At 44.2% G+C, this 24,933-nt stretch carries 21 protein-coding genes; 10 read left to right on the top strand and 11 right to left on the bottom strand.

From position 1 onward, the window contains the following. Positions 1 to 130: 130 nt before the first annotated feature. Positions 131 to 646, top strand: a complete 516-nt coding sequence (locus tag QE357_RS00515; protein ID WP_309704945.1) for a hypothetical protein — start codon at positions 131 to 133, stop codon at positions 644 to 646. Positions 647 to 665: 19 nt separating this feature from the next. Further along, the gene (locus QE357_RS00510) at positions 666 to 866 is read left to right on the top strand and encodes a helix-turn-helix transcriptional regulator (RefSeq protein ID WP_106637433.1); all 201 of its coding nucleotides are present in this window, start codon (positions 666 to 668) and stop codon (positions 864 to 866) included. A gap of 58 nt (positions 867 to 924) precedes the next feature. Here the strand turns inward: QE357_RS00510 and QE357_RS00505 are convergent, their stop codons facing one another. Beyond that, positions 925 to 2,592 carry a glycosyltransferase family 39 protein gene (locus QE357_RS00505; RefSeq protein ID WP_309704943.1) on the bottom strand — a complete coding sequence of 556 codons (1,668 nt, stop codon included), beginning with the start codon at positions 2,590 to 2,592 and terminating at the stop codon, positions 925 to 927. Between the two features lie 253 nt (positions 2,593 to 2,845). On the opposite strand from QE357_RS00505, the gene QE357_RS00500 reads away from it, so the two are divergent. From QE357_RS00500 to QE357_RS00480, 5 genes are all read left to right on the top strand, one after another. Beyond that, positions 2,846 to 3,934, top strand: coding sequence for a mechanosensitive ion channel family protein (locus QE357_RS00500; RefSeq protein WP_232793756.1), 1,089 nt, complete (start codon positions 2,846 to 2,848; stop codon positions 3,932 to 3,934). A gap of 175 nt (positions 3,935 to 4,109) precedes the next feature. Next, positions 4,110 to 4,337: a 50S ribosomal protein L28 gene (gene rpmB / locus QE357_RS00495; RefSeq protein ID WP_106637435.1), complete on the top strand. Its 228-nt coding sequence runs from the start codon at positions 4,110 to 4,112 to the stop codon at positions 4,335 to 4,337. A gap of 73 nt (positions 4,338 to 4,410) precedes the next feature. Then, positions 4,411 to 5,343 (top strand): type II CAAX prenyl endopeptidase Rce1 family protein, encoded by a 933-nt coding sequence (locus QE357_RS00490; protein WP_309704940.1) that lies wholly within the window; start codon positions 4,411 to 4,413, stop codon positions 5,341 to 5,343. Positions 5,344 to 5,512: 169 nt separating this feature from the next. Then, positions 5,513 to 6,655, top strand: a complete 1,143-nt coding sequence (locus QE357_RS00485; protein ID WP_307141627.1) for a nitrilase-related carbon-nitrogen hydrolase — start codon at positions 5,513 to 5,515, stop codon at positions 6,653 to 6,655. 136 nt (positions 6,656 to 6,791) lie between these two features. After that, on the top strand, positions 6,792 to 8,447 hold the full coding sequence (locus QE357_RS00480; protein ID WP_309704938.1) for a glycosyltransferase family 39 protein: 1,656 nt from the start codon (positions 6,792 to 6,794) through the stop codon (positions 8,445 to 8,447). 98 nt (positions 8,448 to 8,545) lie between these two features. Here the strand turns inward: QE357_RS00480 and QE357_RS00475 are convergent, their stop codons facing one another. From QE357_RS00475 to QE357_RS00465, 3 genes are all read right to left on the bottom strand, one after another. Next, positions 8,546 to 9,310 carry a glycosyltransferase family 2 protein gene (locus QE357_RS00475; RefSeq protein ID WP_106637439.1) on the bottom strand — a complete coding sequence of 255 codons (765 nt, stop codon included), beginning with the start codon at positions 9,308 to 9,310 and terminating at the stop codon, positions 8,546 to 8,548. A gap of 165 nt (positions 9,311 to 9,475) precedes the next feature. After that, positions 9,476 to 10,546, bottom strand: coding sequence for an NAD-dependent epimerase/dehydratase family protein (locus tag QE357_RS00470; protein ID WP_106637440.1), 1,071 nt, complete (start codon positions 10,544 to 10,546; stop codon positions 9,476 to 9,478). Between the two features lie 146 nt (positions 10,547 to 10,692). Beyond that, a complete protein-coding gene (locus QE357_RS00465; protein ID WP_157830385.1) occupies positions 10,693 to 10,941 on the bottom strand; it encodes a hypothetical protein in 249 nt (82 codons plus the stop codon). 195 nt (positions 10,942 to 11,136) lie between these two features. On the opposite strand from QE357_RS00465, the gene QE357_RS00460 reads away from it, so the two are divergent. Next, positions 11,137 to 12,324 (top strand): glycosyltransferase family 2 protein, encoded by a 1,188-nt coding sequence (locus tag QE357_RS00460; RefSeq protein ID WP_309704934.1) that lies wholly within the window; start codon positions 11,137 to 11,139, stop codon positions 12,322 to 12,324. Positions 12,325 to 12,379: 55 nt separating this feature from the next. Here the strand turns inward: QE357_RS00460 and QE357_RS00455 are convergent, their stop codons facing one another. After that, positions 12,380 to 15,814, bottom strand: coding sequence for a carbohydrate-binding protein (locus QE357_RS00455; protein ID WP_309704931.1), 3,435 nt, complete (start codon positions 15,812 to 15,814; stop codon positions 12,380 to 12,382). Between the two features lie 227 nt (positions 15,815 to 16,041). Here QE357_RS00455 and QE357_RS00450 point away from each other — a divergent pair, with 227 nt between their 5' ends. After that, complete coding sequence (locus QE357_RS00450) at positions 16,042 to 16,878, top strand: glycosyltransferase family 2 protein (protein WP_309704929.1); 837 nt, start codon at positions 16,042 to 16,044, stop codon at positions 16,876 to 16,878. A gap of 61 nt (positions 16,879 to 16,939) precedes the next feature. Beyond that, entirely contained in the window at positions 16,940 to 17,851 is a 912-nt protein-coding gene (locus tag QE357_RS00445; protein ID WP_307141623.1) for a glycosyltransferase family 2 protein, read from the top strand. 2 nt (positions 17,852 to 17,853) lie between these two features. Here the strand turns inward: QE357_RS00445 and QE357_RS00440 are convergent, their stop codons facing one another. From QE357_RS00440 to QE357_RS00415, 6 genes are all read right to left on the bottom strand, one after another. Next, positions 17,854 to 19,359 carry an O-antigen ligase family protein gene (locus tag QE357_RS00440; protein WP_309704927.1) on the bottom strand — a complete coding sequence of 502 codons (1,506 nt, stop codon included), beginning with the start codon at positions 19,357 to 19,359 and terminating at the stop codon, positions 17,854 to 17,856. Next, on the bottom strand, positions 19,360 to 19,509 hold the full coding sequence (locus QE357_RS00435; protein WP_198555269.1) for a hypothetical protein: 150 nt from the start codon (positions 19,507 to 19,509) through the stop codon (positions 19,360 to 19,362). A 9-nt stretch (positions 19,510 to 19,518) separates the two neighbouring features. After that, a complete protein-coding gene (locus QE357_RS00430) occupies positions 19,519 to 20,685 on the bottom strand; it encodes a glycosyltransferase (RefSeq protein WP_307141621.1) in 1,167 nt (388 codons plus the stop codon). A 12-nt stretch (positions 20,686 to 20,697) separates the two neighbouring features. Further along, complete coding sequence (locus QE357_RS00425; protein ID WP_309704922.1) at positions 20,698 to 22,848, bottom strand: lipopolysaccharide biosynthesis protein; 2,151 nt, start codon at positions 22,846 to 22,848, stop codon at positions 20,698 to 20,700. Between the two features lie 73 nt (positions 22,849 to 22,921). Further along, positions 22,922 to 23,557, bottom strand: coding sequence for a TolC family protein (locus QE357_RS00420; protein ID WP_309704920.1), 636 nt, complete (start codon positions 23,555 to 23,557; stop codon positions 22,922 to 22,924). A 162-nt stretch (positions 23,558 to 23,719) separates the two neighbouring features. Continuing rightward, complete coding sequence (locus QE357_RS00415; protein ID WP_106637448.1) at positions 23,720 to 24,901, bottom strand: sugar transferase; 1,182 nt, start codon at positions 24,899 to 24,901, stop codon at positions 23,720 to 23,722. Positions 24,902 to 24,933 lie beyond the last annotated feature (32 nt).

Here is a 24,933-nt window from a genome sequence, read left to right as displayed (position 1 = left end):
GGCAAGGCTATAATCTTGCCAGCGTTTTTTGTTTATAGCAAAAAATAGTTGACAAAATATTTTTCCATTAAGTAAAGTTTGTTTTACATTTGGTAAAAATAACTTTCCTCTTTAACAACTATCTAATGCAATGAAAACTCGTTTCCTTTTTCCTCACTGGTGCAAGCCACTGGGCTGGTGGTTAGCCATTCCATTTCTGATTTTAGGTATCATTTATGTGAGCCGCTCAAATTTTATAGAACAATTTGAACCCTATGCAAGCTATTTTGAAGTTAAAATCCCTAAGTGGCTGGTGATAATCGATGATGAAGAAGACTTAGGCATTCAAAATTTCGTTAGCAACAATATTCTGGACGAAATCATTACCATTGGTCTTACGCTAGGTTTACTATTTGTGGCTTTTTCAAAAGAAAAAGTCGAAGATGAATGGGTGGCTCAGGTACGCCTTGAATCATTGCAATGGGGTGTGTTATTAAATACTGTTTTTATTATTCTGGCAACCTTGATGGTATATAGTTTCAAATACCTCGACGTTTTGATCTACAATGTCTTTACGACGTTGATCATTTTCATCGTCCGCTTTAACTGGGTTTTATACATTCAACCTTTTCTTTTTAAAGGAAAACGAGTGACGCCCATGATTTGAGACAAAAGAGGAAACACGCATGAAAAATACCATTCGCGTAGAGCGAGCGATTAAAGACATTACACAGGCTACGCTGGCGGAAGCCGTGCAGGTGTCCCGCCAAACAATTAATGCCATTGAAGCGAATAAATACGTGCCTTCTACGGTGCTGGCTCTCAAAATAGCCCAGTATTTCGGTAAACCGCTTGAGAGTATTTTTGAACTCGAAGAAGGTGATTAACTGAAAAAGCCAGCTCGACAAGCTTGTCGGGCTGGCTTTTGTGCACATCATCGCAGGTTTACTTCTTCACTATCGCAACCAATGCGGTTTCCTGTAGCTCCGCCGGACGGGTTTTCGTGTTAATAAACTTCATGGTTAGCTTACTGATGTGGTAATGTGGAAAGCGTTTCAGAATGGTTACTCCATAGCCTCGTTCACGTAACAGATCAAGGTATGAAGTTTCGATGAAGAGTGGGGTTTCAGCGGGAATTGAAGGTAACTCTTCCAGTATCGTTGCCGTATGGGGCACGTTCGCGTAAAACTCCAGAGCAAAATTGATGGGATTATTACGAATGACGGTAACGCCCTTTATTTCCGGGTGTTCATTAATATAATCTGCCGCGGTGTTCCCAGACTGATACCGAATAATGTCGGGGTACAACACCGCACTGTAAATTCCGTTCATCAGCACCGAAGCCATAAAGCATAACACGACGACGTTGGTAATGCTTTTGGCCGGAAAGAAATATAATAGACCTCCTGCGACAACAGCCACAACGATTCCTACCACTAAAGCATGATTGATATTAATGAGGTAAATTCCTAACAAGGTGCTCAAAAAAAGGATGATAGCAACGAAGTACTGAAAGTAAATGACCCGTTTTGTCGTCGTTTCCTTGGTGATCTGAGCTAGATAAAAAGCAGTCAGAATACTAAAGAAGGGAAACAGGATGTTCAGGTAATGCGGTAACTGAAATTTAGAAGCCGAGAAGATAATAAAGGAAAACACGGATGTTCCCACTACCACGTATTCACGATCTTTCCAGCCGTTTTTATTAAATAACCGCGTGAAAATAGCCACATATAATAAGGCCGACCAAGGCAGAAAAGCCCAGAGGAGCGTGTGGGTATAAAACAGCGGATCGCCACTGCCTTTGATGGGACCCGTATTCATAAACCGCCCAAACTGACTTTCCCAGAAGAAAAAGTAAAGCCCAGAAACGCCCGTTTTACCAAAAACTACCTTCTCTGGATGTAAGTCAAACTGCACATATAAGGTGTAAAGCTCTGGCATTGAAAAAAGAGCAGTCAGGAAAATCGCCAGATACCATTTGGGTGAGATGAATTGCTTCCAGTCGCCTTTGACAACCCATTCAATCACAAAACCAGCTCCGATAATAATAATTACGAAAAGCCCCTTAGTCATAATGGCTGCCGCCGTCCAGAGCGAACCCCAGAGAATAGGCCAGAGCGTGTGATTCCGATAAGCTTTGTAAAAGAAATAAACGCTGGCAATGCCCATTCCTGTTAGGTAAGGTTCCGCCCGTACATCGACGTTGGAGATTAGTAGGTGCTCGGCAGTTAGGTAAAAAAGTACGGCTAACTGAGCCACGGTAGTGGAATAAAGTAACCGGGCAAGTTGATAGGTGTAGTAAGCACCAGCCAGCCAAAAGAGGAAAGGCGGCAGTTTATAGGCAAAAGAGGTATACCCGAAAATTTTATAACTAATGGCCGTAACCCAGAATGGAAAGTGGGGCTTGTCGAGCCAGTCGTCGCCTTCAAGGGTCAGGTTAATGAAATCGTTGGCCTGAGCCATGTTTTTAGCAATGGTAGCGTAAAGCGTTCCGTCCGTTTCCAGGATGGGCGTAAAAAGGCCGAGGGCATTCAGAATAATCCCGAGAACAAGTAACCAGCTAAAATGACGTTGAAGGGTTGGCTCCAGCGGCGAACGAAGGCCAGCGGTCATACGACTGAAAGTAAAAAATCTGAGAAAAGAAATGAGCTTCAAAAGTAAGACCCCGAGCCGGGTTTCAGGATAATCGACCTCTAAAATCTTGGAAAAGGGATTTGGCCAGAGCCAATTTTACGGGAACTGGCACGGTATCTTTCGGGATATTTTCGCTTGTTTTACTCAACCTGAATCACGCAAAGGTTGTAATGGGTGCGAATCTTAACTCAAACCCAAGGCTCTATTTACTTCAGAAACGACATTTCAACGTATGATTAATCTGGATTTCCTGCAAAAAGTTTATTGGCGAAACACCGTTCAGGATTACCTCATTACCCTGGGGATAATCATGCTAGGTCTGCTGCTGGTAAGGCTTTTCAAAAAGTACATTATTGCCAAACTGAAGATTCTGACCAGCCGTACCAAGAGCTATTTTGACGATTACCTCGTCGATAGTATGGATCGTTTCGGGATACCAGCTCTGAACTTTGCGGTGATTTATTTCGCTCTGGATTTTCTCCGGCTTTCCCGAAAAGTAGATAAAATCGTTACCATTGCCACGACGATTATTATTACCATTCTCGTCATTCGGATTCTTTCATCGGCCATTTTATTACTTCTTCAGGCAAATCTGCGTCGACAGGCTCAGGGGGAGGAAAAAGTCAAGCAAATGGGCGGCTTAATGCTCATCATTAATAGTATCATCTGGATACTTGGCATTGTCTTTCTCATCGATAACCTGGGGTATAACGTCTCAACGATCATTGCCGGTCTGGGGATTGGGGGTATTGCTATCGCTCTGGCGGCTCAGAATATTCTTGGCGACGTCTTTAATTACTTCGTGATTTTCTTTGACCGTCCGTTTGAAGTGGGTGACTTCATCATCATTGATACCAAAATGGGCGTGGTGGATTACATTGGGCTGAAAACCACACGTATCAAAAGTCTTTCTGGCGAGATGCTGGTTTTTGCTAACAGTGATTTAACGGGCTCGCGTATTCACAATTACAAGAATATGCAACAGCGGCGGGTGGTTTTCAAAATTCAACTGGATTATAAAACGCCAGTGGAGCGGCTGGCCGAAGTATCGGCCCTGCTAAAACAGGTAGTGGAGGAGCAAAGTCCTGTTCGGTTTGACCGGGCTCATTTCATGAATTATGGAAGCTATGGCCTTGAATATGAGATTGTTTATTTTGTGCTTGATGCCGATTATACGGTTTATATGAATGTACACCAGCGGGTGAATATCCGTATTTATGAAGAGCTTCAGAAACGTGGCCTTGCCTTTGCCTTACCTACGCAGTATCTCTATATTTCAGGGATGGAAAAAGACACAGATTCATCCGCCCGGATGCAGTAGAATAAAAAGTAACGATTATTTCAGCATTTTACCTGAAATATCAAAAGTGTATTTTGCTGATTCCCAATAAAAAGTTATCTTTGCGACTCGTTTTACAGAACTGCTTGAATAAAGCTGATTCTCAAGAAATTAAGCCGGTCCCCGGTACATCGATAACTCATAAAATTGTATTACTATGGCACGGGTTTGTCAAATCACGGGCAAGAAAACGCAGACGGGTTTCAACGTCTCGCATGCCAACAACAAAACGAAGCGTAAGTTCTATCCAAACCTGCAGACGAAGAAATTCTTCATCCCTTCTACAGGTGAGTGGGTTCAGATCAAACTTTCTACGCAAGCAATCCGCACGATCAATAAGAAAGGCATTGAAGCCGTTCTGAAAGAAGTAGGAGCTCAATTCTAATTTATTAATTAGAAGAAAAAAGGCCTTGGCATTTTCGTGTCAAGGCCTTTTTTCGTTTGAGAATGACAAACCCATGCGAAAACTGATTACCTATCTGACTGATTTTATCCGGGAAGACTTTAAACCCTCGTTATACGGGGTAACGGCCCTCTACATGGCCGCCTGGATTACGCTGAATTATACGATTGATCTGGAAGATAGTATTATCGATAGTTATCGCGGTAGCTGGATTCGTCTGGTTTTGTTTTTTGTGCTTGATGCGACGGTCTACCTAAGCGTAGCGGCTTTCTGGCTGTTTTCGCACGGAAAGCAGACGATTCTAAAAGCCCCAAAATTCTGGCTTTTCAGCGTATTTGGCCTGTTTATTATGGCCTGGTGGCAGGATTATACGGGTTACCAACAGCTTACCGAGTTTCCGGTTTTTGAGCATATCTATAGCTTTGCTCATTACTGCTTTTCTAACCTGAGTTCAGCCCTGACCATTTGGTTACCCCTTTATATTTTCTACCGTTGGGTGGATCGGCAATCTTCTTACTTTTACGGTTTTCGGCCCGATGGAGCCAGCTTGAAAATGTACGGGTTAATGTTACTCCTTATGGTTCCATTAATTGGTTGGGCTTCTTTTCAACCGAGTTTTCTGCAAACCTATCCCGTTTATAAAGGATGGGGAGCGGCCGAAGCGTTGAAGCTACCTAATTGGGTAACTGCTCTTATTTTTGAATGCTGTTACGGTTTTGACTTTATTTCGACAGAATTACTCATCCGTGGGTTTCTGATTATTGGAATGGCCCAGATTCTGGGACGCGGAGCCGTGTTACCAATGGTTGCGGTGTATGCCTGCATTCATTTTGGTAAACCGCTTGGCGAAACCATTGGGTCCGTTTTCGGCGGGTACATTCTGGGAATTCTGGCTTACGAAAGCCGTACGATCTGGGGAGGAATTGCCATTCACCTAGGTGTAGCCTGGCTGATGGAAATGGGAGCTTTTTTACAAAAGCTTTGGTAGGTATAGTTGAGGATGAAAAGAATTTTTGACTTGATTATCGACAAATAATCCACAGAATCAGGGATAATTTTGGTAATTAAAAAAGATCTTTAAACTTCAGTGAGTTTTATTGTCTGATTGTCAACTTATAGTAACAGAGCTCCTTAACGATAGAATTCAACGAAGTTATATGTTGAAAAAAAGTACACTGATCATAGCCGGAGTAAGTATGGTGGCCTGGGCCACTTATGTCATCTGGTCGAATAAAAATCGGCACATTGCCCTGCCCCCCGCAGACGTGCAGTATCGATCGTTTGCAGAAGTAGGCCGCGATTCAGGTCGGGGAAACCTGATTGGAATTCAACCTTACATGCTAGCCGTTGATTATTCCAGCGAAGAGGCCTTCTTCCAGAAACTCAATGGCTATTTTGCTGAAGCTCGCCGCAAAGGCTGGCTGAATCGCAAAAGCATTGTGATCTTACCCGAAAATATCGGATTATGGTTAGTCGTGGCCGGTGAAAAACGCGAAGTATACACGACGTCTCGCCTTGATGAGGCCATGAAAACGCTCAAATACAGTAATTATTTCTCGTTTCTATCGTCACGGATGCAGGCTCCACCGGGCATTAAAGATCAGGCCAGTTATGCCTTGTTATCCATGAAAGCGATGGACATGGCTACGATTTATCAGCAGACTTTTTCACATCTGGCCAGCACCTATGATGTAACCATTGTTGCCGGAACGATTCCCTTGCCTGAACCTTCTATTCGGGAGGAGAAATTGATGTTTGAAGAGCAAGGTTCGCTGTACAACGTTTCGGGGGTGTTTTTACCCGATGGCTCGCTGGGGGGATTGGTTCGCAAAACACATTTAAGTGAAACGGAGCGTAAGTTTATTACGCCCGGAAAAATCACTGACTTATCTGTTACTGAAACACCTGCCGGAAATCTGGCGGTATTAATCAATCAGGATTCCTGGTTTTCAGAAGCTTATACTACCATTCGCGGAAAAAAACCAGCCATAGTGGCCGTCCCTGCGATCATTACCATGAATAACTTTTTCCGGGTTCCCTGGTCGGGTTATAAAGAGTACCTGACGCCCGCCGATGCCCGGGACGATGTTTCGAAAATCACCGAAGAGGAGGCCTGGCAGAAATACAGCTTCGTTGGCAGAGCCAATAAAGAGGCGAATATCAAAAGCGGTATGGGGGTCTTCCTGCACGGCGAACTCTGGAACCTAGGTTCAGATGGGGAGACACTAATGGTGCAGGATACGACGTTCTACGAAGGAAAAAACACCCAAGGGGCTAGTTTGTCTTGTTTGTGGTTATAAAGCCAGCGTAAATAAGCACGGATTCATTCTGGAAAACCCTTGGGGAAGCCTACTTTTGCGGTTTAGTCCAGGTACGTACTGACCGATCTTAAACTCAGCAAGGTAACAGCTATCCCGTTCAGGGATATCCTTCCGTATGAATCGTATTACCACTTCAATTCTCATTGCCCTCGTGGCAGGTGTGTTTTTCATCCCTTTTTTAGGGAATGTCCATTTGTTCGACTGGGATGAAATCAACTTCGCCGAAGCTGCCCGGGAGATGATTGTTCTCAAGGATTACCTACGTGTACACATTGATTTTCAGCCTTTCTGGGAAAAGCCACCCTTCTTTTTCTGGCTTCAGGCTCTAGCCATGAACGTCTTTGGGGTAGGAGAGTTTGCCGCTCGTTTGCCTAATGCCATTTGTGGAATCATTACGCTGATTTTATTATACCATCTGGGCGAGCAGCTTTTCAACCGCCGTTTTGGCCTGCTGTGGGTAGCTTGTTACTTCGGTTCTATTCTGCCGCATTTATATTTTCGCTCCGGGATTATCGATCCGTGGTTTAACCTCTGGATTTTCCTGGGCTTAAACGGAGTGATCTTCTTCCGCTGGAAAAAAGACCGCTTTAGCATTCGATTACCTAGAGGACAGTGGTTTTATTTATTGCTGGGCGGATTCTTACTCGGCATTGGTATGCTTACCAAAGGCCCCGTCGCATTCATTATCGTTTCACTGACGTTGGGCGTATACTTCGTTCTGAACGGCTTTAAGTTCTACATCAGCCCTTTACAGTTCATCATTTTTGCATTAATGACGTCGGTGGTAACGGCCATCTGGTACGGCATTGAAACCTACAAAAATGGATTCTGGTATCTTCAGGAGTTCATTAAATACAGTTACCGCTTATTCTCTACCCCCGATGCTGGTCACGGTGGTTTTCCGGGGTATCACTTCGTCATTCTATTTTTTGGCTGTTTTCCCGCCAGTACGTTTGCTCTGCGAGCCCTGAGCTTCCGAAGTCAGGCCGGAGAAACCGATTATCAGCGGGATTATCAGAAGTGGATGGTAATTCTGTTTTGGGTGGTGTTGATCCTGTTTACAATAGTCAAATCGAAGATCGTGCATTATTCTTCGATGTGTTACTTCCCTTTGACGTACCTGGCAGCCCTAACGTTGCAACGAATGTGGGAAGGACGTGTGAGGTTCAGTACCTGGATGAAGGTAAGTCTGATCGTTTCGGGTGGCATTTTCGTGCTGTTAACCATCGCTTTACCCATCCTTTCTAATCACATTAACTGGATTCAATCGAAAATTGCTAACGATACGTTCGCCGTAGCTAACCTGGATGCCAAAATTACCTGGACGGGCTGGGAAGCCACACCTGGCGTAGTTCTGGCGATAGTTCTGGCTGCTGGGTTATACTTCTTTAATCGTCAGCAATACTCCAAAGGCGTTACGACATTGTTTCTGGGAACAGCAGTTTTTATTACGCTAACACTCGGCTTCTTTATTAACCGAATTGAAGGCATTTCACAGGCGGCAGCCATCCGTTTTCTGGAAGCCCGGCAGGGGGAAGATTGTTACATTGTTACCTATCGTTACCGAAGTTATGCTCCCTATTTTTACGCTCGTCAGCAGCCCGGTCGCCACTTAAGTAGTTGGCAGGATGATTGGGCTTTACGTAGTCCTGAGGTAGATAAACCTGTATATGTCATTACTAAAAACTACTTTGAAGCTGAAACCGATACCATGCCACAACTGCAAAAAATAGGCTCCGAAAATGGCTTTGTCTTTTATAAAAGGAAGTAATCGTTTCTAATAACAGTAAAAATCTTAGTATAACAGAGAAAGCCGGTGACTAATCATCACCGGCCTTCTCTGTTATAACTTATCAGAAAACTAAAAACTTAACGGCTTACCGAGGTCGTTTTAGCTGTTTTTTTCTTCATGAAATCACCGCGAGAAAAGAATTTCTCGATCATGCAGTAGAGTAGAATGAAGAAATAACGACTACCCATTTCCTTAATTTTAAGCTTCGATTCGCCGTATTTCCGGTTCGTCCAGGAATTGGGAATAATTTCGAAGGAATACCCCCGAACGTAAGCTTTCAGCGGTAGCTCAACCGTGAGGTTAAAGTGCGGAGAAAGAAAGGGTTTAATTCCTTCAATCGTTTCACGTTTGTAGAGTTTAAAAGCGTTGGTGGTATCGTTATACTTAATGCCAATCATCATTCGAATGATCAGATTGGCTACCCGGTTAATCGTCTTTTTTAAGGCTGGGTAATCAATGACTTTGCCTCCTTTTATCCAGCGGGAGCCGAAAACGGCGTCAGCATCGGTTTCCCGCATTTTATAATAATATCGCACTAAATCCTCGGGATCGTCCGACATATCAGCCATCATAACCGCTACGCAATCGCCCGAAAAACGCTCCAGACCGTACCGAACGGCATACCCAAAGCCATTGGGCCCCAGATTGGTTTCATAATGGAGCGTTGGAATTTGCAGGGATAACTGCTGTAAAACCTGTAAGGTATTGTCTTTTGAATTATCGTTAGTGACGAAAATCTCGTGTTCAATTCCTTCCCGAGCTAATGTTTTATACAACGACAGCAAGGTTTCAGAAATAGAATCTTGTTCGTTATAAGCTGGAATAACAACACTGAGTTTCATAAAAAGGGAAGGATTGGACGAATGGACGATAATTGATAAATGAATAGCAAAGATAGAATTTCCTGGCACTATTTCGATATTAATCAGTGGAGTAACTCAGGGTTTAACAACAGAAACGCCGGACTTTAAAGCCCGGCGTTTTTTCCGTTATTCTAAAAATTCAAACTAGGCGTGACGCAGACGTTCAGCGATTCCATCGTGGATCTCTGAAAGCGTCGACGTAATGTCGTACGTCCAGTTCCAGCCGGGATAATGAGCTTTAAATTTCGATAAATCGGAAACGTACCAGATGTGATCACCGATGCGGTTGGTGTCTGAATACGTATAATTCATGGTGTTACCGGTGATTTCCTCACACACTTTGATGGCCTCCAGCATGGAAACGTTGGCAAAACGACCACCACCGGCGTTGTACACTTCGCCTGCCCGTGGATTCTGATAGAAGTGCCAGAACATATTCACCAGATCATGAGCGTGGATGTTATCTCGAACCTGCTTGCCTTTGTACCCAAAAATGGTATAAGAGTTACCCGTAATGGCACATTTCATCAGGTAAGATAGGAATCCGTGTAACTGTGCTCCCGAGTGGTTGGGTCCTGTCAGACAGCCACCGCGGAAGATACCCGTTTTCAGACCAAAATACCGACCGTATTCCTGCACAAGTACGTCAGCCGCTACTTTTGAAGCTCCAAATAAGGAGTGTTTGGTATGGTCAATGCTTAAATTTTCATCGATGCCATTCTCATAATAGGCATGATCTTCCGCGATTTCCCAACGAGTTTCGGTTTCTACTAAGGGAAGGAAGTTAGGGTTATCTCCGTAAACTTTGTTCGTAGAAGTAAAAATGAAAACGGCTTCTGGACAGTGCAAACGAGTCATTTCCAGTAGATTAAGCGTACCCGTAGCGTTTACCGAGAAATCCGTGAAAGGCTCGCGGGCAGCCCAGTCGTGGCTGGGTTGAGCAGCCGTGTGTACAATCAGCTTAATGTCTGCACCAAATTCCTTAAAAATTACTTCCAGCTCTTCAACAGAGCGAATATCAGCGGTACGGTGAACGTAGTTGGAATATTTTTCTTGAATGCGGTTTCGGTTCCATTCGGTGTTACCATCTGTTCCGAAGAAATATTGCCGCATGTTGTTATCAACACCGACAACCATATCAAATTTATCTGCGAAGAAAGAAACTGACTCACTTCCAATCAACCCGGCAGAACCCGTTACTAAAGCAATGTTCATGTGTTAAAGGTTTAAAAAAATGATTTAAGTAAACAGACTATTGAAGATCAAGCAATCCCAACGCTAAATTAATACTTAATGCAAAAAAAGCGGCACTGAATATATCAAGTACCGCTTTTCATGTATAAGTGTTCTCAAAAAAGGAATTAATTATGAGTAGATCCCTTCTCTGACAATAATTTAAGACGAATATCTTCGGCACGCTGAGCAACACCTTCTTTATCAGGCCAATTTTGTTTCAACTGTGCCGCAGCACTATCAGGAGAAACGCCGTAAACAGTTTTGTTGTTCTTACGAACGTCAGGCTGGTCGATGGTATTCGCGTTTTGATAGGAGCAGGAAGCCAGCAGGCTACCTAGCATAAGAACGGATAATATCGTTTGTACTCGCTTCATAAGGAGAATGATGTCAGGGACTGGCTGCAAAAATAGCTAGCAAATGATTCAGGACAAACACATTATTGGATTTTCCTGTTCAATAAACCTATGAATTAACTTTGAGTTTTAAAAAAGTGGGAGAATTATTCGAAAATCGTTCGCTGTAGTGTATCCTCAATTATCTTTACTCCTCTTAGTTTGTCCGCCAACATTATGATCCAACTTTTTCTCGAAAGCCTGTTCTGGTTGCTGATTTTCCTAGTGTTTTATACCTATTTGGGGTATGGCATTTTTCTCTGGTTTCTGGTAAAAATCCGGGGAAAGAAAAAAAGTCGCTTTAACGCCAACTATCAGCCCGAAGTAACCCTTGTGATTCCGGCGTATAATGAAATGAATTGCTTGGCTGAGAAAGTACAGAATTCATTAACACTGAATTACCCGGCTCATTTATTAAAAATTCTTTTCGTCACCGAAGGTTCGACAGATGGCAGTACCGAATGGTTACAGCAACAATACGGTAGTAACGAGCGAATTTCAGTAATGGGCGGGGCCCAGCGGCGGGGAAAAATCGAAGCCATTAACCTGGCCATGCAGCAAGTACACTCCCCACTGGTGATTTATACCGATGCCAATACCAATCTGAATCCCGATGCTATCCCTAATATTGTCCGGCATTTTGCTGATGCGGAAGTTGGGGCCGTTTCGGGAGAAAAACGGATTCAGACCTTTGATAATGAGGCAGCGGCGGGAGCTGGAGAAGGGTTATACTGGAAATACGAATCTTTTCTGAAAAAACTCGATACCGACTTACACAGTGTTGTAGGAGCCGCCGGCGAATTATTTGCCATCCGAACGGAGCTTTATGAGCACGTTGAAAAAGATACTTTGCTCGACGATTTTATGATCTCCCTGCGAATCGCCAGTCGTGGCTTTCGCGTGGTTTACGATCCCGAAGCGTATGCTCTGGAGCGACCTTCGTTTTCAATTGGAGACGAGAAAAAACGTAAGGTTCGCATTGCAGCGGGTGGTTTCCAGTCCATTGCCCGCTTGCCGCACTTGCTCAATATTTTCCGCTATGGCTGGCTTTCGTTCCAGTACATTTCTCACCGACTGATGCGTTGGGCGGTAGCTCCATTTGCCTTACCGCTGATTTTTCTGATCAACCTATTACTGGCATTGATGACTGAAGGCTGGTTTTACCCAGCATTATTCATTGCTCAGGTTGGTTTTTACGCGGCGGCTATGTTGGGTTATTATTTCGAAAATCGAAAGCTTCGTATCAAGGCATTATTTGTGCCCTATTACTTTTCCTTTATGAACTGGTGTGCGATTCTAGGCTATTTCCGTTATAAAAACGGACTGTCTTCGGGAATCTGGGAAAAGGTGCGGAGGGCTCAATAAGGTCCGTTTATGTAGAAAAGAAAAGGCTCCGAACTTCGGAGCCTTTTCTTTTCTGTTACATTTTGACAAACTTCTTAATCACACGTTCCTGCCCCTGCCGAATTTCAAGTAAGTAAACACCTTTATTCAGTGAGGAAACATCCAATTTTTGATGGAAGCTATAGCCTTCTTTCTTATGCAGTTGTTGTTTAATGCTACGGCCCAAGCCAGAGTCATAGAGGTAGAATTCCACCGGAAGAGCGTTATCATTTTCCAGCGAAACCTCCACAAAGTCAACAGCGGGAACCGGGAACACCTTCAAACTGCTTAACGATGAGCTCAACACTGGGGCCGCAGCTTCCGCAGCTACCCGACCCGCCGTTGAAGTGGTAGGACCAGGGACGACAAACACCGGGGTTTCAGAAACCGGAATGGTTACCTTACCCGCCGTAGCTGTCAGTGTTGTTACCTGCATGGAGTCGCTACCGATCACGGGTTTGTAAAGCTTCGCAGTACTTGCTCCGTTAAGATTGAGCACATAGCTAGCCGTCCGTTCTTTTTCGTCGGGCACTACCAGCATGTACATGGACTGATTGTTATACTTGTAATGATCCACAATAGGGTCATTCTGAAGCGTAGACTGGTAACTAAATTCCCCAAATTTTTCATGAACCTGATGAATGTAATCGGCTGCTGGTTTACGAGTCTGATCGGTATTAATCAAGCCCATTGAACCAAACTGCGTTGGCGAAAGGAAATTATCGTCGTACATCTGATACAGGAACACTTTTTCAATACCTGCCCGGGCATAAAGTAAGGAGGTACGTAAGATCCAGTCTGCCTGCGTTTGAATAGCCGTCTTATTTCCAATGGCAATGGCTTTTAGCGGGCTACCCTGATTCAGGTCATAACCCGTTTCGGTTACCCAAACGGGCATCCCCTGTGATTGCTGATGAGCTAAGGTATTAAAATCAGACGCAATCTGACGGACCCGGGTTACTTCGGGGGCGGCTCCACGGGAAGCCATGCCGTTTTGCATCATAGCACCGTCGTCCGAATACAGGTGATAATTAATCACGTCCCAGCAAAGGTTAACGCTGCCGTCCGCTTTGTAACCCCGGTATTCTTTGCACCAGTCAATCATTCCCTTGATGTAATCCACCGAAGCTGCTGCCAAACCAGCCACTACCACCTTCATATTAGGATCTGCGTTTTTAATACCAACGCCGGGGCCCATGGTGTTTTTATGACCATCGTAAAAAGCCGAAAGGTTGGCGGCGTATTCACGGCTGGTCTGGTAAGCTTTGCGACCTTTCCACCATTTGTCACGTTCGTTTTCGCACTCAATGTACTTGATGAGGTTCAGACCAATTTTTACCGTATTAATGCCGTCGTTATTCCAGCGTTGAGAGCTGTTTACGCTCATTAAAGATGGGTCAACGTTGGTATTACTTCCGTAACGGGCTGCGTACTGGAAACCTACTTTAGCCTGCTCAATATAGGAAGTGGGATTGGTCAGGTCTTTACCGTAACGAAGCGGAATGTTCTCCGAATCACGTTCATCATCGGGGTAGGTTTCCTGCATCCAGTTTGGGATGGTTTTAAGACAGGCTAACACTTCGATACCCTCGGCCTTGCAGCGTTCGTAGATGATATCATAATTCCAGCCACCGCTGTGTACTGGGTTAAAGGTATATTTCCCTTCGGTTGACTCCAGTTTTTCCCAGTCCATATAATGACGAATACCTGAGAAATTTTTAACGGCCTTGAGCTTTGTTTCATTGATGACCGTTGGATTTTGGCCATCTTCAAAATCCCATTCAAAGGCATTGATTCCGAACATATCCTTCAGCTTCACGGATTTTTGCGGAGCTGCTGTAGGCTGATTAGTGGCAGCCTGATAGGTTCCGTAGATTTCCATTTCGTTGGGATATTGATACCAGGCATTCAGAACCAGATAACGGGCATTAGGAATAGGGGTATCAAGGGTGAACGTAGAATAACGATCGGGGTAAGGGCCTACCCACTCATTGTAACGTTCCCCCGTGAAGGTAGCGATGGGGATACGTTTCCAGTTCTCATCAATAATGGATATGGTTACCGGATTATCCTTCAAGGAGCCTTCTCCATCGTAGAACCGAATACTCTGAATCGTCATTCTTTCTCCATCCTGAAGAGGATAATAAGCGTCAAAGTTATTCAGAATTTTTCCCCAACCTGTATTGACAGCCACATCCGTAATGCCATCAAATAAGCCCTCAAGCCCATTGCTGACGTTATTCAACTGATACCAACGTTTGGGATCAAGTGTGATTTTAGTCCCTACTACTTCATAAGCAGGAGTTGTAGTCGAAGGACTAGTGGGGGCAGTTTGGTTAGCTTTTACAAGAACATTAACAGTCTCGTTTCCCGCTGCTGTATAATTCTTACTCGCGGCTTGCGAAGCCGTGATAGAAGTCGTTCCAGCGGCCACAACATTAGCTTTCCATTGACCAGTAGCGTTCGAAACCGAGATAATATCGGGATTTGCCGAGGTATAGGTAATCGGCGATTCGTTGTTGTTACTAGTAGCATTAAGCACGAAAGGCTGATCACCTACCTTTTTCTCGGGAATGGCAGGGAAGGAAACAACGGACGGTGAGAGAACCGAATTCGAAGTACCTGTTTTAATTTCCAACCAGTTGAAATTCCAGTCACCTTGTTTGATGAACAAACGTAGCTTCTGACTGCCCTCAGGTAGGGTTACCGTTGTGCTGATAGTAGACCAGACTTGCCAGCCACCCGTTTGGGGTACACTTATGGTTTTTAAAACGGTTCCATTGCCATTCTGAACTTCAAATTTCCCGTTCCCATAACTATTGGCTATCCGAAAATTAAGGGTATAATTTCCCGCAGAGGGTACTTTGATGTTATAATCCAGCCAGTCGTTACTGTCAATTCGGCCTACGTTAAGACCGCCACCCACATCGCTGGTGGTTTCCGTCTGCACGCCCAGCATGGCATCATAATCTTCCGCTTCGATCTTAGCGGGGATGGGTCTACAGGCTTTTACTTCAAACCAGTTAAAATTCCAGGCTCCCTGTCTAGCAAAAATTCGAATGGTTTGATTACCAGCGGGCAAAGAAACGCTTGTACTGATGGTCGTCCAGCCTTGCCAGCCACCTGTTTGGGGTACGCTGAGCGTAGAGAGCACACTACCCGAAGCGTTTTGTAACTCGATTTTTCCATTCCCATAACTATTGGCAACCCGAAAACTGAAAGCATATACGCCAGCAGAAGGAACATTGACCTGGTAATCCATCCAGTCATTATCGTCGATCCAGCTTACATTCAAACCGCCACCCACATCACTGGTGGTCTCGGTCTGCACGCCTAGCATGGCATCATAATTTTCAGCCTCAATCTTCGCTGGTAAAGGCTTGTAAAGGTGGGGAGAGGGAGCTGAAGAAGCTCCATAGGAAATGCCAAGTGCTCCACAGAGCACTGCTGCAAGAAGTAAGGGTGATTTCATCTCAACTTTGTTGGCGGACAATAGTCGCTAGAAAATCTTTTAAAAGCTTTCTAAATTTTCTACGTTTCAGCCATTTTTTTGACGCGGTGAATAATTCGAATATTCATAGATAGAGCAGAGATAATCGTTAACAAATGTCATGCAATATAATTCAAAATATAATACATTTTATTTTATAATTTGTTTGTTATTTTCTCTTTTGTCGTTCATTTATTTAATATTTGTGTATGCATCTACTTCCTGCCTGGTTGTTGCAGCACCGTTTTAGCTACTCTGCCGAAAAACCCGACCCTTCACTCCTTGACGATCTAAAGACCCGACTTTCCAAGTTTCAGGTTGAAGATCCCGAGGTGACCATTGCTATTCCTGCGTATAATGAGGAACGAACCATTCTCAATACGCTATCTTCGCTGGCTAATCAGAAAACTCGCTTTCGGACGGAGCTGATTATTGCCAACAATAATTCTAAGGATCGCACCCAGGCTTTACTAGATGCTTGTGGGGTTAAATCCATTCTCGTAACGCAGCAGGGAATAGGCCATGCCCGGCAGGCAGGTTTGGAAGCAGCCCGTGGGAAATACCTGCTTAATGCCGACTGTGACTGCATTTACCCACCTACCTGGGTTGATAGCTTGGTAGAACCCCTGACGACGCCTGAATTTTCCTGTACGTACGGGACGTATTCATTTTTGCCTAGTGCGGTTAATTCGAGAGCGGCTTTAATGTTACACGAAACCGTTTCTCATGCCGGATTCAAACTTCGCCGCTGGAAGGGTTTTGAATACATCAATGTACTGGGTTTTAACTTTGCGTTTCGTCGCAGTGATGGGCTGGACGTAGGTGGGTTCCGGGTGGATGCCGGGCATCAGGGAACGGTAGCCGCTCAGGGCGTATGTGAAGATGGCTGGATGGCGATGACCTTACTCGATAAAGGCAAACTTAAGCACGTAACCAAGGGGGCTCACGTTTGGACGGACGACCGGGTATTGAACCGTGATGGAGGTGTTCTAAAAGCTTTTAAAAAGCGTATTGCGGTAGAGTTCAGAAGGTTGGCTCAGAAATAATCATCAACTACTCATTAAGGCCTAAAAAATCCGCCCAATTCTACAAAACCGCCAGCTATTTATGAGTTCAAGTGCAAGCCTGCCAAAGGTTTCAATTGTAACGATCAATTACAATCAGGCAGAGGTTACTCGCCAATTTCTGGAATCTAGTCGTTTCCTCACGTATCCTAATTACGAAATCGTTATTGTAGATAACGCTTCCAAGCAGGTGCTGAGCACCGTTTTAGACGTGAGTGATTACCCAGGTACCCGCATCGTGCGAAGTGAAGAAAACCTAGGGTTTACTGGTGGAAATAACATCGGTATGGCAGCGGCTAATGGCGATTATTTCTTCATTGTGAATAATGATACGGAAATGCCTCCGTCCTTATTAGATGATCTGCTCAAGCCTTTCGCAACGGATCCCCGTATTGGAGTTACTTGCCCTAAAATCAAGTTTTTTGATTACCCTGACATCGTTCAATACGCGGGGTACAATCCCATGAATCCCTATACTGGTACGGCTACTCCCATTGGATTGAATGAAAAAGACGAGGCTAAATTTGATCAGTCGGGGGTTACCAATTTTGCCCACGGCTGTGCTATGCTGGTCAAGCGGGAAGTTATCGAAAAGGTAGGCCGATTTGCTGAACGGTTCTTCCTGTATTATGAAGAGCTGGACTGGTCACAACGAATTAAAGACGGTGGGTTTTTGATTTATTACGTCGGAACCACGCACATTTTACATAAAGAATCGGTTTCAGTGGGTCCAGCCAATCCTTTAAAAACCTATTACCTGACTCGTAACCGTATCTTATATATCCGTCGGCACGGAAGCTGGTTTCAACGAATGGTTTTTTACGGATTTTTTGCATTTGCCGTATTGCCTAAACACTTGCTGACGTATCTTATTCAGGGAAAAATGGCTCATGCCAAAGCCTTTATGAAAGGAGTTTCCTGGAATTTACACTCACCCAGTACTTCAGCGGTATAAATTTAAGCCGTAGCCAGAAGCTTTTTCTGCTCTTCCTGATCCAGTCGCCGGGTTACATCAATCAGGGCGGCCATCAGGTAGATGTATATGCTAGAAGGAAACTGGACGATGGCTTCCTGGGGGTAATTGCCAATATTAAGAGCAAAGACCGAAAGAGTCATGGCCAGACAATACATTTTCAGCTCCGGATTTCGGATTGCGTAATAATTGATTATACCCGTTCGAATGATCTGAAACATAAGTAGACAGAAAAGGAACAGGCCAATCCAACCCATCTCTACCGCTACGCGAACATAACCGCTGTCCGGTGGAAAATTAGCCAGGTACGAATTCGGAGCGAAGCGTTGTCCCCATACGCCCGTAGCTCCTAAACCACCACCAATCGGGTGGGAGAGAATATACGGCTGGATACGTTTTTGATTAGCCTTTCGTAAATTAAACGAAGCATCTTCCGAAGGCTTGAAGGCCGACTGGAACCGATAAAGCGTCTGATTAGAGGTGGGAATAAAAATTAGAATGACCATGAGTATGGCCGCAACAATACTAAATTGTAATACCCTTGGGGTGTAGTTTAAGATTCCAAACATAGCCAGACCAGCCGGTACTAATACGTAGGCTCCCCGCGTTCCGGAAAATAGCATAGCCGCCATATAAAAGACGATTAATACTCCTAGCACGTATTTCTTCCAGGTTTTTAAATTTCCAGAAATCAGGGCTACGCAGATGAGTGCCGCAATCACCATGTTATAGGAAAAAGCCACGGGGTCGGAAAGAATCGAATACTTACGCCAGTGCCCTCCGATAAATAAAAGGTTGGCGATGTTCGGATCAGAATGTAACCACTCTTCTTCTGCGGCTGAAAAGCCGATATACTCCTGTTTGAAGGCGTAGCCAGCGGCGTATGCTGCCAATAATAGCCACATTTTAAGAATAGTACGTATGAGTTGTACCGTGCGAATTTGATACTTAAACACGAAGTACATCAACATTACGAAGGCTACCGACCGAACCGTATACACCCAGGCCAGACGGGATTCCGCCGCAGGGTTAACAATTTCCAGAAAATTAAAGGCAATCCAGACCCAGATCATCGTACTGATACGGCCCTGAAAAACACTCCAGTCGGGCTTGGCTCGCTGGTAGATGAAAAAGCCCAGAATGAGCATGAGCTGAATGCCATCCATTAACGTACCCAATGGAAAATTGAGCCCAAATCGCATCAGGTAAAAAAGCAGGTACGCAAAAGCCAATAAGACTAGTATGCCAAAAGAGGGCTTGGCCACAATGGCGTAAACGCAGGGAATACCAATGAGCGTGGCAATAATACCTGCTCCTGCTACTATTCCATAGGTAACCGTAAGCCAGCCCATTGCCAGTGATAAAACCAACAAAATGGAAATGCCCGGAACATTATAGAACTTTTCAATCCAGAGCTTTTGTCGAAGCCAGGAACGAAGCGTGGGGCGGGTGCTTTCAGAAGACGATATGGGATAGGGAACGTCGCTCACCTAAAAAAACAGGAGTTTAAAGAAAAAGACAAATACACTGGCTAGAGCCACCCAAATGGCTACCTTGCGGGTAATGATTTGAATAGGCGTGAGGTTTTCCGTTGAATCAGGCAAGTCCTCCTCCGTTGTTCGTTCTGGATATATCTTCATAACATCACGTTAAGATTCGGAGCCTTCGTGTTTAGTAGCTACTGAATACTTATTGGCTTTCCTGGCTTTCAGTAAAGCCAGTATTTGATACATCATAAAGCTGGGAATATTCACCAGAGAACGGTAAATCCGGGGATCCGTTTCGGAGCTAACCAAAGCCAGCAGGAAGCCTACCACAAATAATATCAAGCTAATCAGCCAGCTTAGGGAAGCTAAAGGAGCAATCAGCAAATTAACCAGCATGAATATAACTGATAGCACCAGGAATATAAAAAGTGGTGGTCTGAGCAGAATAAACCCAAATACAAACTGATTCCAGTTAAACGAACGAATGCCTTTGCCAATAAGCTTGAAACCGTAGGTGAAATACTTGAACCAGGTGTTAATCCAGCGGGCTCGTTGTTTGACCAGCTGATCCGATTTAGCCGTTTTTTCGTCGTAAACAATAGCTTTATCCGTGAACGCAATTCGGTAGCCCCGGCTAATGATGGCGTACTGTAACACCTTGTCAAAACCGGCTCCGCTTACGTCGAGATGTTCCAGACATTCCCGGTATAAACGCACGGTAAAAGCCATGCCTGAACCAGCCAGGGTAGCTGAAGAACCCACGCCAAAAAGTACTTTTCCGTCGTAAAAGTGGTAATAAATGTCTCGCCCCGCATCCAGACAGGCCAGGGTGGTATTCATATTTTTTGCTTCGCGAATGCCCTGAACCGCCTGAAAACCTTGATCGAAGTAAACATTGAGCTCATTCAGGTATTGAGGGTCCACGAGGTTATCACTGTCAATAATCGTGAGCCGTTCGTGCGGTCTTCGGAAATGGCGAATGGCATAAAAATGAGACCGCGTATTACTCGCAAGAACCTGCTCCGGACGAAGTAAAATAACCCGTGGATCAGGAAAGTGTAGATTACTAATATCGCACTTATCCGCAACGATATAAATCAGATAATTCGAGTAGTGTAAAGCTAGCAACGAATCTACTACTTTAGGCAATAGCGTGGTCTGTTCGTAGGCAGTTACAATAATCGCGTAATCGGCTTCAGGAGCAGTCGAACGATTCGGTAAGGTAGGTTTTCCTTTTAAAAGATAAATGACCCAGAGCACCAGCGGAAATACCAGGTTATAGCCAATGCAAATCTGGACGATGGCCCATAAATAATAGAACACAGTCATCGGGTTAGGCGGTTAAGCGATCGTCGTTTTATTTAGAATCCATCCCGTAAAGGAATTTTTCAGACTCGTTAAGTAGGTAACGGCGGGAGCCTTTTTCGCGGTAATGGTTTCACCGGACTTGTATACGGCCACCACTTTATCAGAAACCGCAATCCATTCCTTGGCTTTGTTGAGACTTTCCAGCGAGGGTGTCTCGATGAGGATTACATCAAAGTTACGGCTAAGCTCCTGCATTTTCTGCTGAACGGTTGTTTCGCTGGCAATTTCCAGTAATGAATAATCCAAACCCTTATTACTCAGAAACTGAATGGGGTGAGGGTCCGTTGCCACAGGTAAGGCGGTTTGTCCTGTCAGGTAGTCTTCCAAAAATAAGGTAGAGCCGGAGCTTTGACTAATGGATGGATTCAGGAAGTTACCATCGATGACTAATACTTTTTTCCCGATCATGGAGAAGGCCTGGGATAAGCTCAATGTAATCAGCGTTTTCCCTTCTCCCTGAGTAAGGCTGGTAATGGCCAGAATATGTTTGTCCTTTAGTTCATTATCCAGTTCAAAACGAACGGCTCGAAGTAAGTCTTTGTACTGCTGGACGTTCTTATTATCCGATTGATTCTGCCAGGACTGATTCAGCGAAGCCGGATCAGTCAGCATATTTAGTCGACCTAAAACCGGGCTATCGGTGGCATTGGCCAGTGACAAGGGATCCTGAATGGATTTGTCCAGGTAATAGATAATAAAGAAGACAAAAACGCAGAGAACGAAACTGACAATTCCTGATAAAGCAACTAGGATAATTTTTTTCGAAGGGGCTGCTGTTCCTGGTAAAGCTTTTTCAAGAATGCGAAGCTGAAGCGTATACTGAGAAAGCATTTTTGCTTCATTGTACCGTTGCAATGCTTCGATGTATTCTTTACTGGCTACATCAATACTTGTTTCATATTCCTGAACCCGAGCCTCATTAGGAACCATAGAATCCAGACGGCTATTTAACTTGTCAAGTTGATCCTGTAAGGATTTAATACTGTTCTGAGCTATTTCCCGTTGGATTTCCAGACTTAATTTCTGGGTGATTAAATCTCCTTTGGCTACTAATGGATTGTAGATGTAACTATCCGTTGCCGCACTGATTTGTATATTTAACTGGTTTTGTAAAGAGTCAACCCGTTGCTTGAATTTAGGGTCAAAGTTGCTTGAATAGTAAATATCGTTAGCGGCCCGTAACTGCTGTTTGACGTCAATGACTTTTTGATTGATAGCCGTCATCGCGTTTTCAAGATACTGTCGGTCAGCGGGGTTAAACTTATTATCAATGTTCTTTAAAGCCGCCGTGTAAGCCACTACATCTTTGACTGCCACTTCTTTTTTAGTCTCGAAATCAGTGATTTCTCCGTATAAATTTCGAGCCTGTTCGTTAAGGTTTAATACCCTATTCTGAATTTTAAAGTTTTTAAGTTCATTCATACGCCGACTTAAATTCGACATCTTTTCATTCATGAATGCTTCTAAAAACTCAATGGATCGGGTGTTACTACTCTGAAGACGATTGGAGAAAGCGGTAATAAATTCATTACACAGGGCATTTACTGCAAACTCAGTCAGATACGGGTTTTCGCCTTCAAATTCAACCTTGATGAAGTCACTGTCACCCACACGATAGACAGTAAATTTTTTCGTTAATGACTCATTATCATATTTCATGGACTCCAGTAAGTCCTGAAGCTCAATCTCTTCTTTTTTCTGCGGAGAGAGCTCATCCCGGGTTGCAAGTTTTTGGGTAAAAATAGCAATAGCCCGGCTCCGTTGCTGAGGGCTTAAATCTTTTAATAAAGAACTGGGCTTTCGATAGGATTCTTCTGCCGATTTAGCTTTTAGATCATGCAGGATGAGCTGATAACCAATGGGATCCAGTGTCTTTTTCAATAACATGCTTTGAATGATGTTATTAAACTTCTGGCTGATCTCCGATTGCTGTTCGTCAGTACGTAAGGAAAACCCCTGATCAGTCTTATCCACCAGACCCGTCGAGATCCGAGCTTCTGATTTATACTGATCGGGTAATTTTTTTACTAGAAAATAACTGGCAATAGTAGTAACGAGAGGGACTAGTATTAAGATTAGTTTCTTGCTATACAAAAACTTTAGAAACTGTACGAATTCAGTCATAGATTCATTGATCGTTAAGGAACCTTTAACGCCTGTAAAAACTCAGACCGGGCAAAGGGCTAAGTTGAGCTAGTTAAAGTTTTATGTTTTCAAGTTTTTCTCCTACTAACTCTTCGAGGCGACTTTTTGCCACCAGCATTTCGCTTTCAGCCGTCATTTTACCCTGGGTATGATCTGAAATCATCAATAGCATTTTGTTATAGCTTTCCAGCGTTTCCTGACCCTTTTCATACTTGTATTTCACGTCCTTAAGCATGCTTTCTACATCCAGTAAAGCCTGAATTTTCGTTCTTAAAATGGCTTTTCGTTGAATATAAATGTAATACCTCTGCTCTACGTCGGCCTTAAGCGTCAAATCAAAAGCGTCTCTTTCGTACACGACTACTTCCTGCTCGGCTTTGGCCTGCTTCACAAGAGCTGGTTTCTGAAGCAAAGCCCCAGCATTTACCACAAGCCCCAATTGATAGCCATTTAACAAATTGCGGGTGCTACCGCTAGGCTGGCTTGGATTTTGGTTAATCAGTGTTACGCTGTTATTGGGACTGTAGAGGTAGGTGAAGGATAAAGCGTCAAAGTAGGAAAGACGATTTTTCTTAATGACCGCATTGGCCGCGTCGATCCTGGAATTATACATTTTACTTTTAGGATACTTCTCCCGGGCAACTGCAATCAGTTTTTCCAAATAGGGATAAGAGATATCCTGCATCATGGAATTCTGCGATTCTTGTGCTCGCGTTTGTTGAAAAACGGAAAGAAAGATAGCGAGAACAAAGAAGAACTTTTTTATCATAGAACGGATGATATATGCATTTCCTGCTCTCGCCATGGGTGATGATGATTGAATAAGAAACGAGTGGGCAGTCTATTAGGATTATACATTCTCGGACTGAAATAGGGCCGGAAATGTTTTAAAAATAATTTTCATGTCCATAGCAAACGAGAAATTGCGAGCGTACTCAATGTCAAGTTGCATACGTTCTTCTTCGGACATATCCTGTTTACCTTTTCCTCGTTTAGTTACCTGCCAAAGCCCGGTCAGTCCAGCCGGTCCGGCAAAACGAAGAATATATTCGTCGGAAGTCAGTTTTTCTGCTTCGTAAAGCGGTAGTGGCCGATTACCCACCAGAGACATATCGCCTCGGAAAATATTGATGAGCTGAGGTAACTCGTCGATGCTGGTATTACGGAGGAAACCCCCAATGCGGGTAATACGGGGATCATTCCCAAACTTCATGAATGCGGCTTTGTTGTGTTTCCGCTGGAGATATACCTTTTCGCAAACGTGCTCATTGTCAAGGTATAGCATCTGAGGACAGGCCGTATAACCCGAAGCTTTACACTCGGCACACAAGCTGTGATTCTGAGTCGAGGTCGTGTTTTCTACCTCTTTATTGTACATGTTGAAGGCGGCCATATCCTTCACCATTTTATCCGCATCCGTTCGCATGGTTCGGAACTTAAGCAGGTTAAATACTTTATAACCGGTACCTACGCGTTTGGATTTATAAATGATGGGTCCTTTGGAGTCTAGCCTGATTAGCAGGATGACTACTAGTAACAAAGGAGACAGTAAGATCAAAGCAGCACCCGTGGCAGAAATGTCAATTAGCCGTTTCCACCAGGGAATTTTTACATTAAAACGGGGCGTTTCGCTAGGTTGTAATGCTTTAAGCTGGTTTTTACGCAGAAAATAATGCAGCCGCAATAACAAATCACCCTTGCTAAAATCTGAGGGGAAAATGTCATTAGCACCAGCTTGCTGAGCCTCTTGGGCCAGTTCTGCACTTAGCTTGGGTACGGTTACCAACACTGGCAGGGACTGGAGCCAGGGCGTGGAACGAATTTCTTTCAGGAACGTACGAGCCTCTGGCGTGTAGCTAAGAATCACGGCATCGGCCGGATAATGATCCTTAAGGGCCGCTAGAGCCTCATGGGTTTCTTCTAATGGATTGATGTTCAGATTCTGACCAAACTTCTTGATAAAGTTCAGACTAGCTTCTGAATCTTGTTCCACGTATAATATACGCAGAGGTACAGAGGAGACAACAGACATTGTGGTGTCGTTTCAATGGCGTTATGCTTGGG

The organism is Siphonobacter sp. SORGH_AS_0500, from assembly GCF_031453245.1.
Taxonomy (GTDB): domain Bacteria; phylum Bacteroidota; class Bacteroidia; order Cytophagales; family Spirosomataceae; genus Siphonobacter.
The sequence above is the reverse complement of the archived record's forward strand: the minus strand, read 5'-3'. Positions and strand labels throughout refer to the sequence as shown.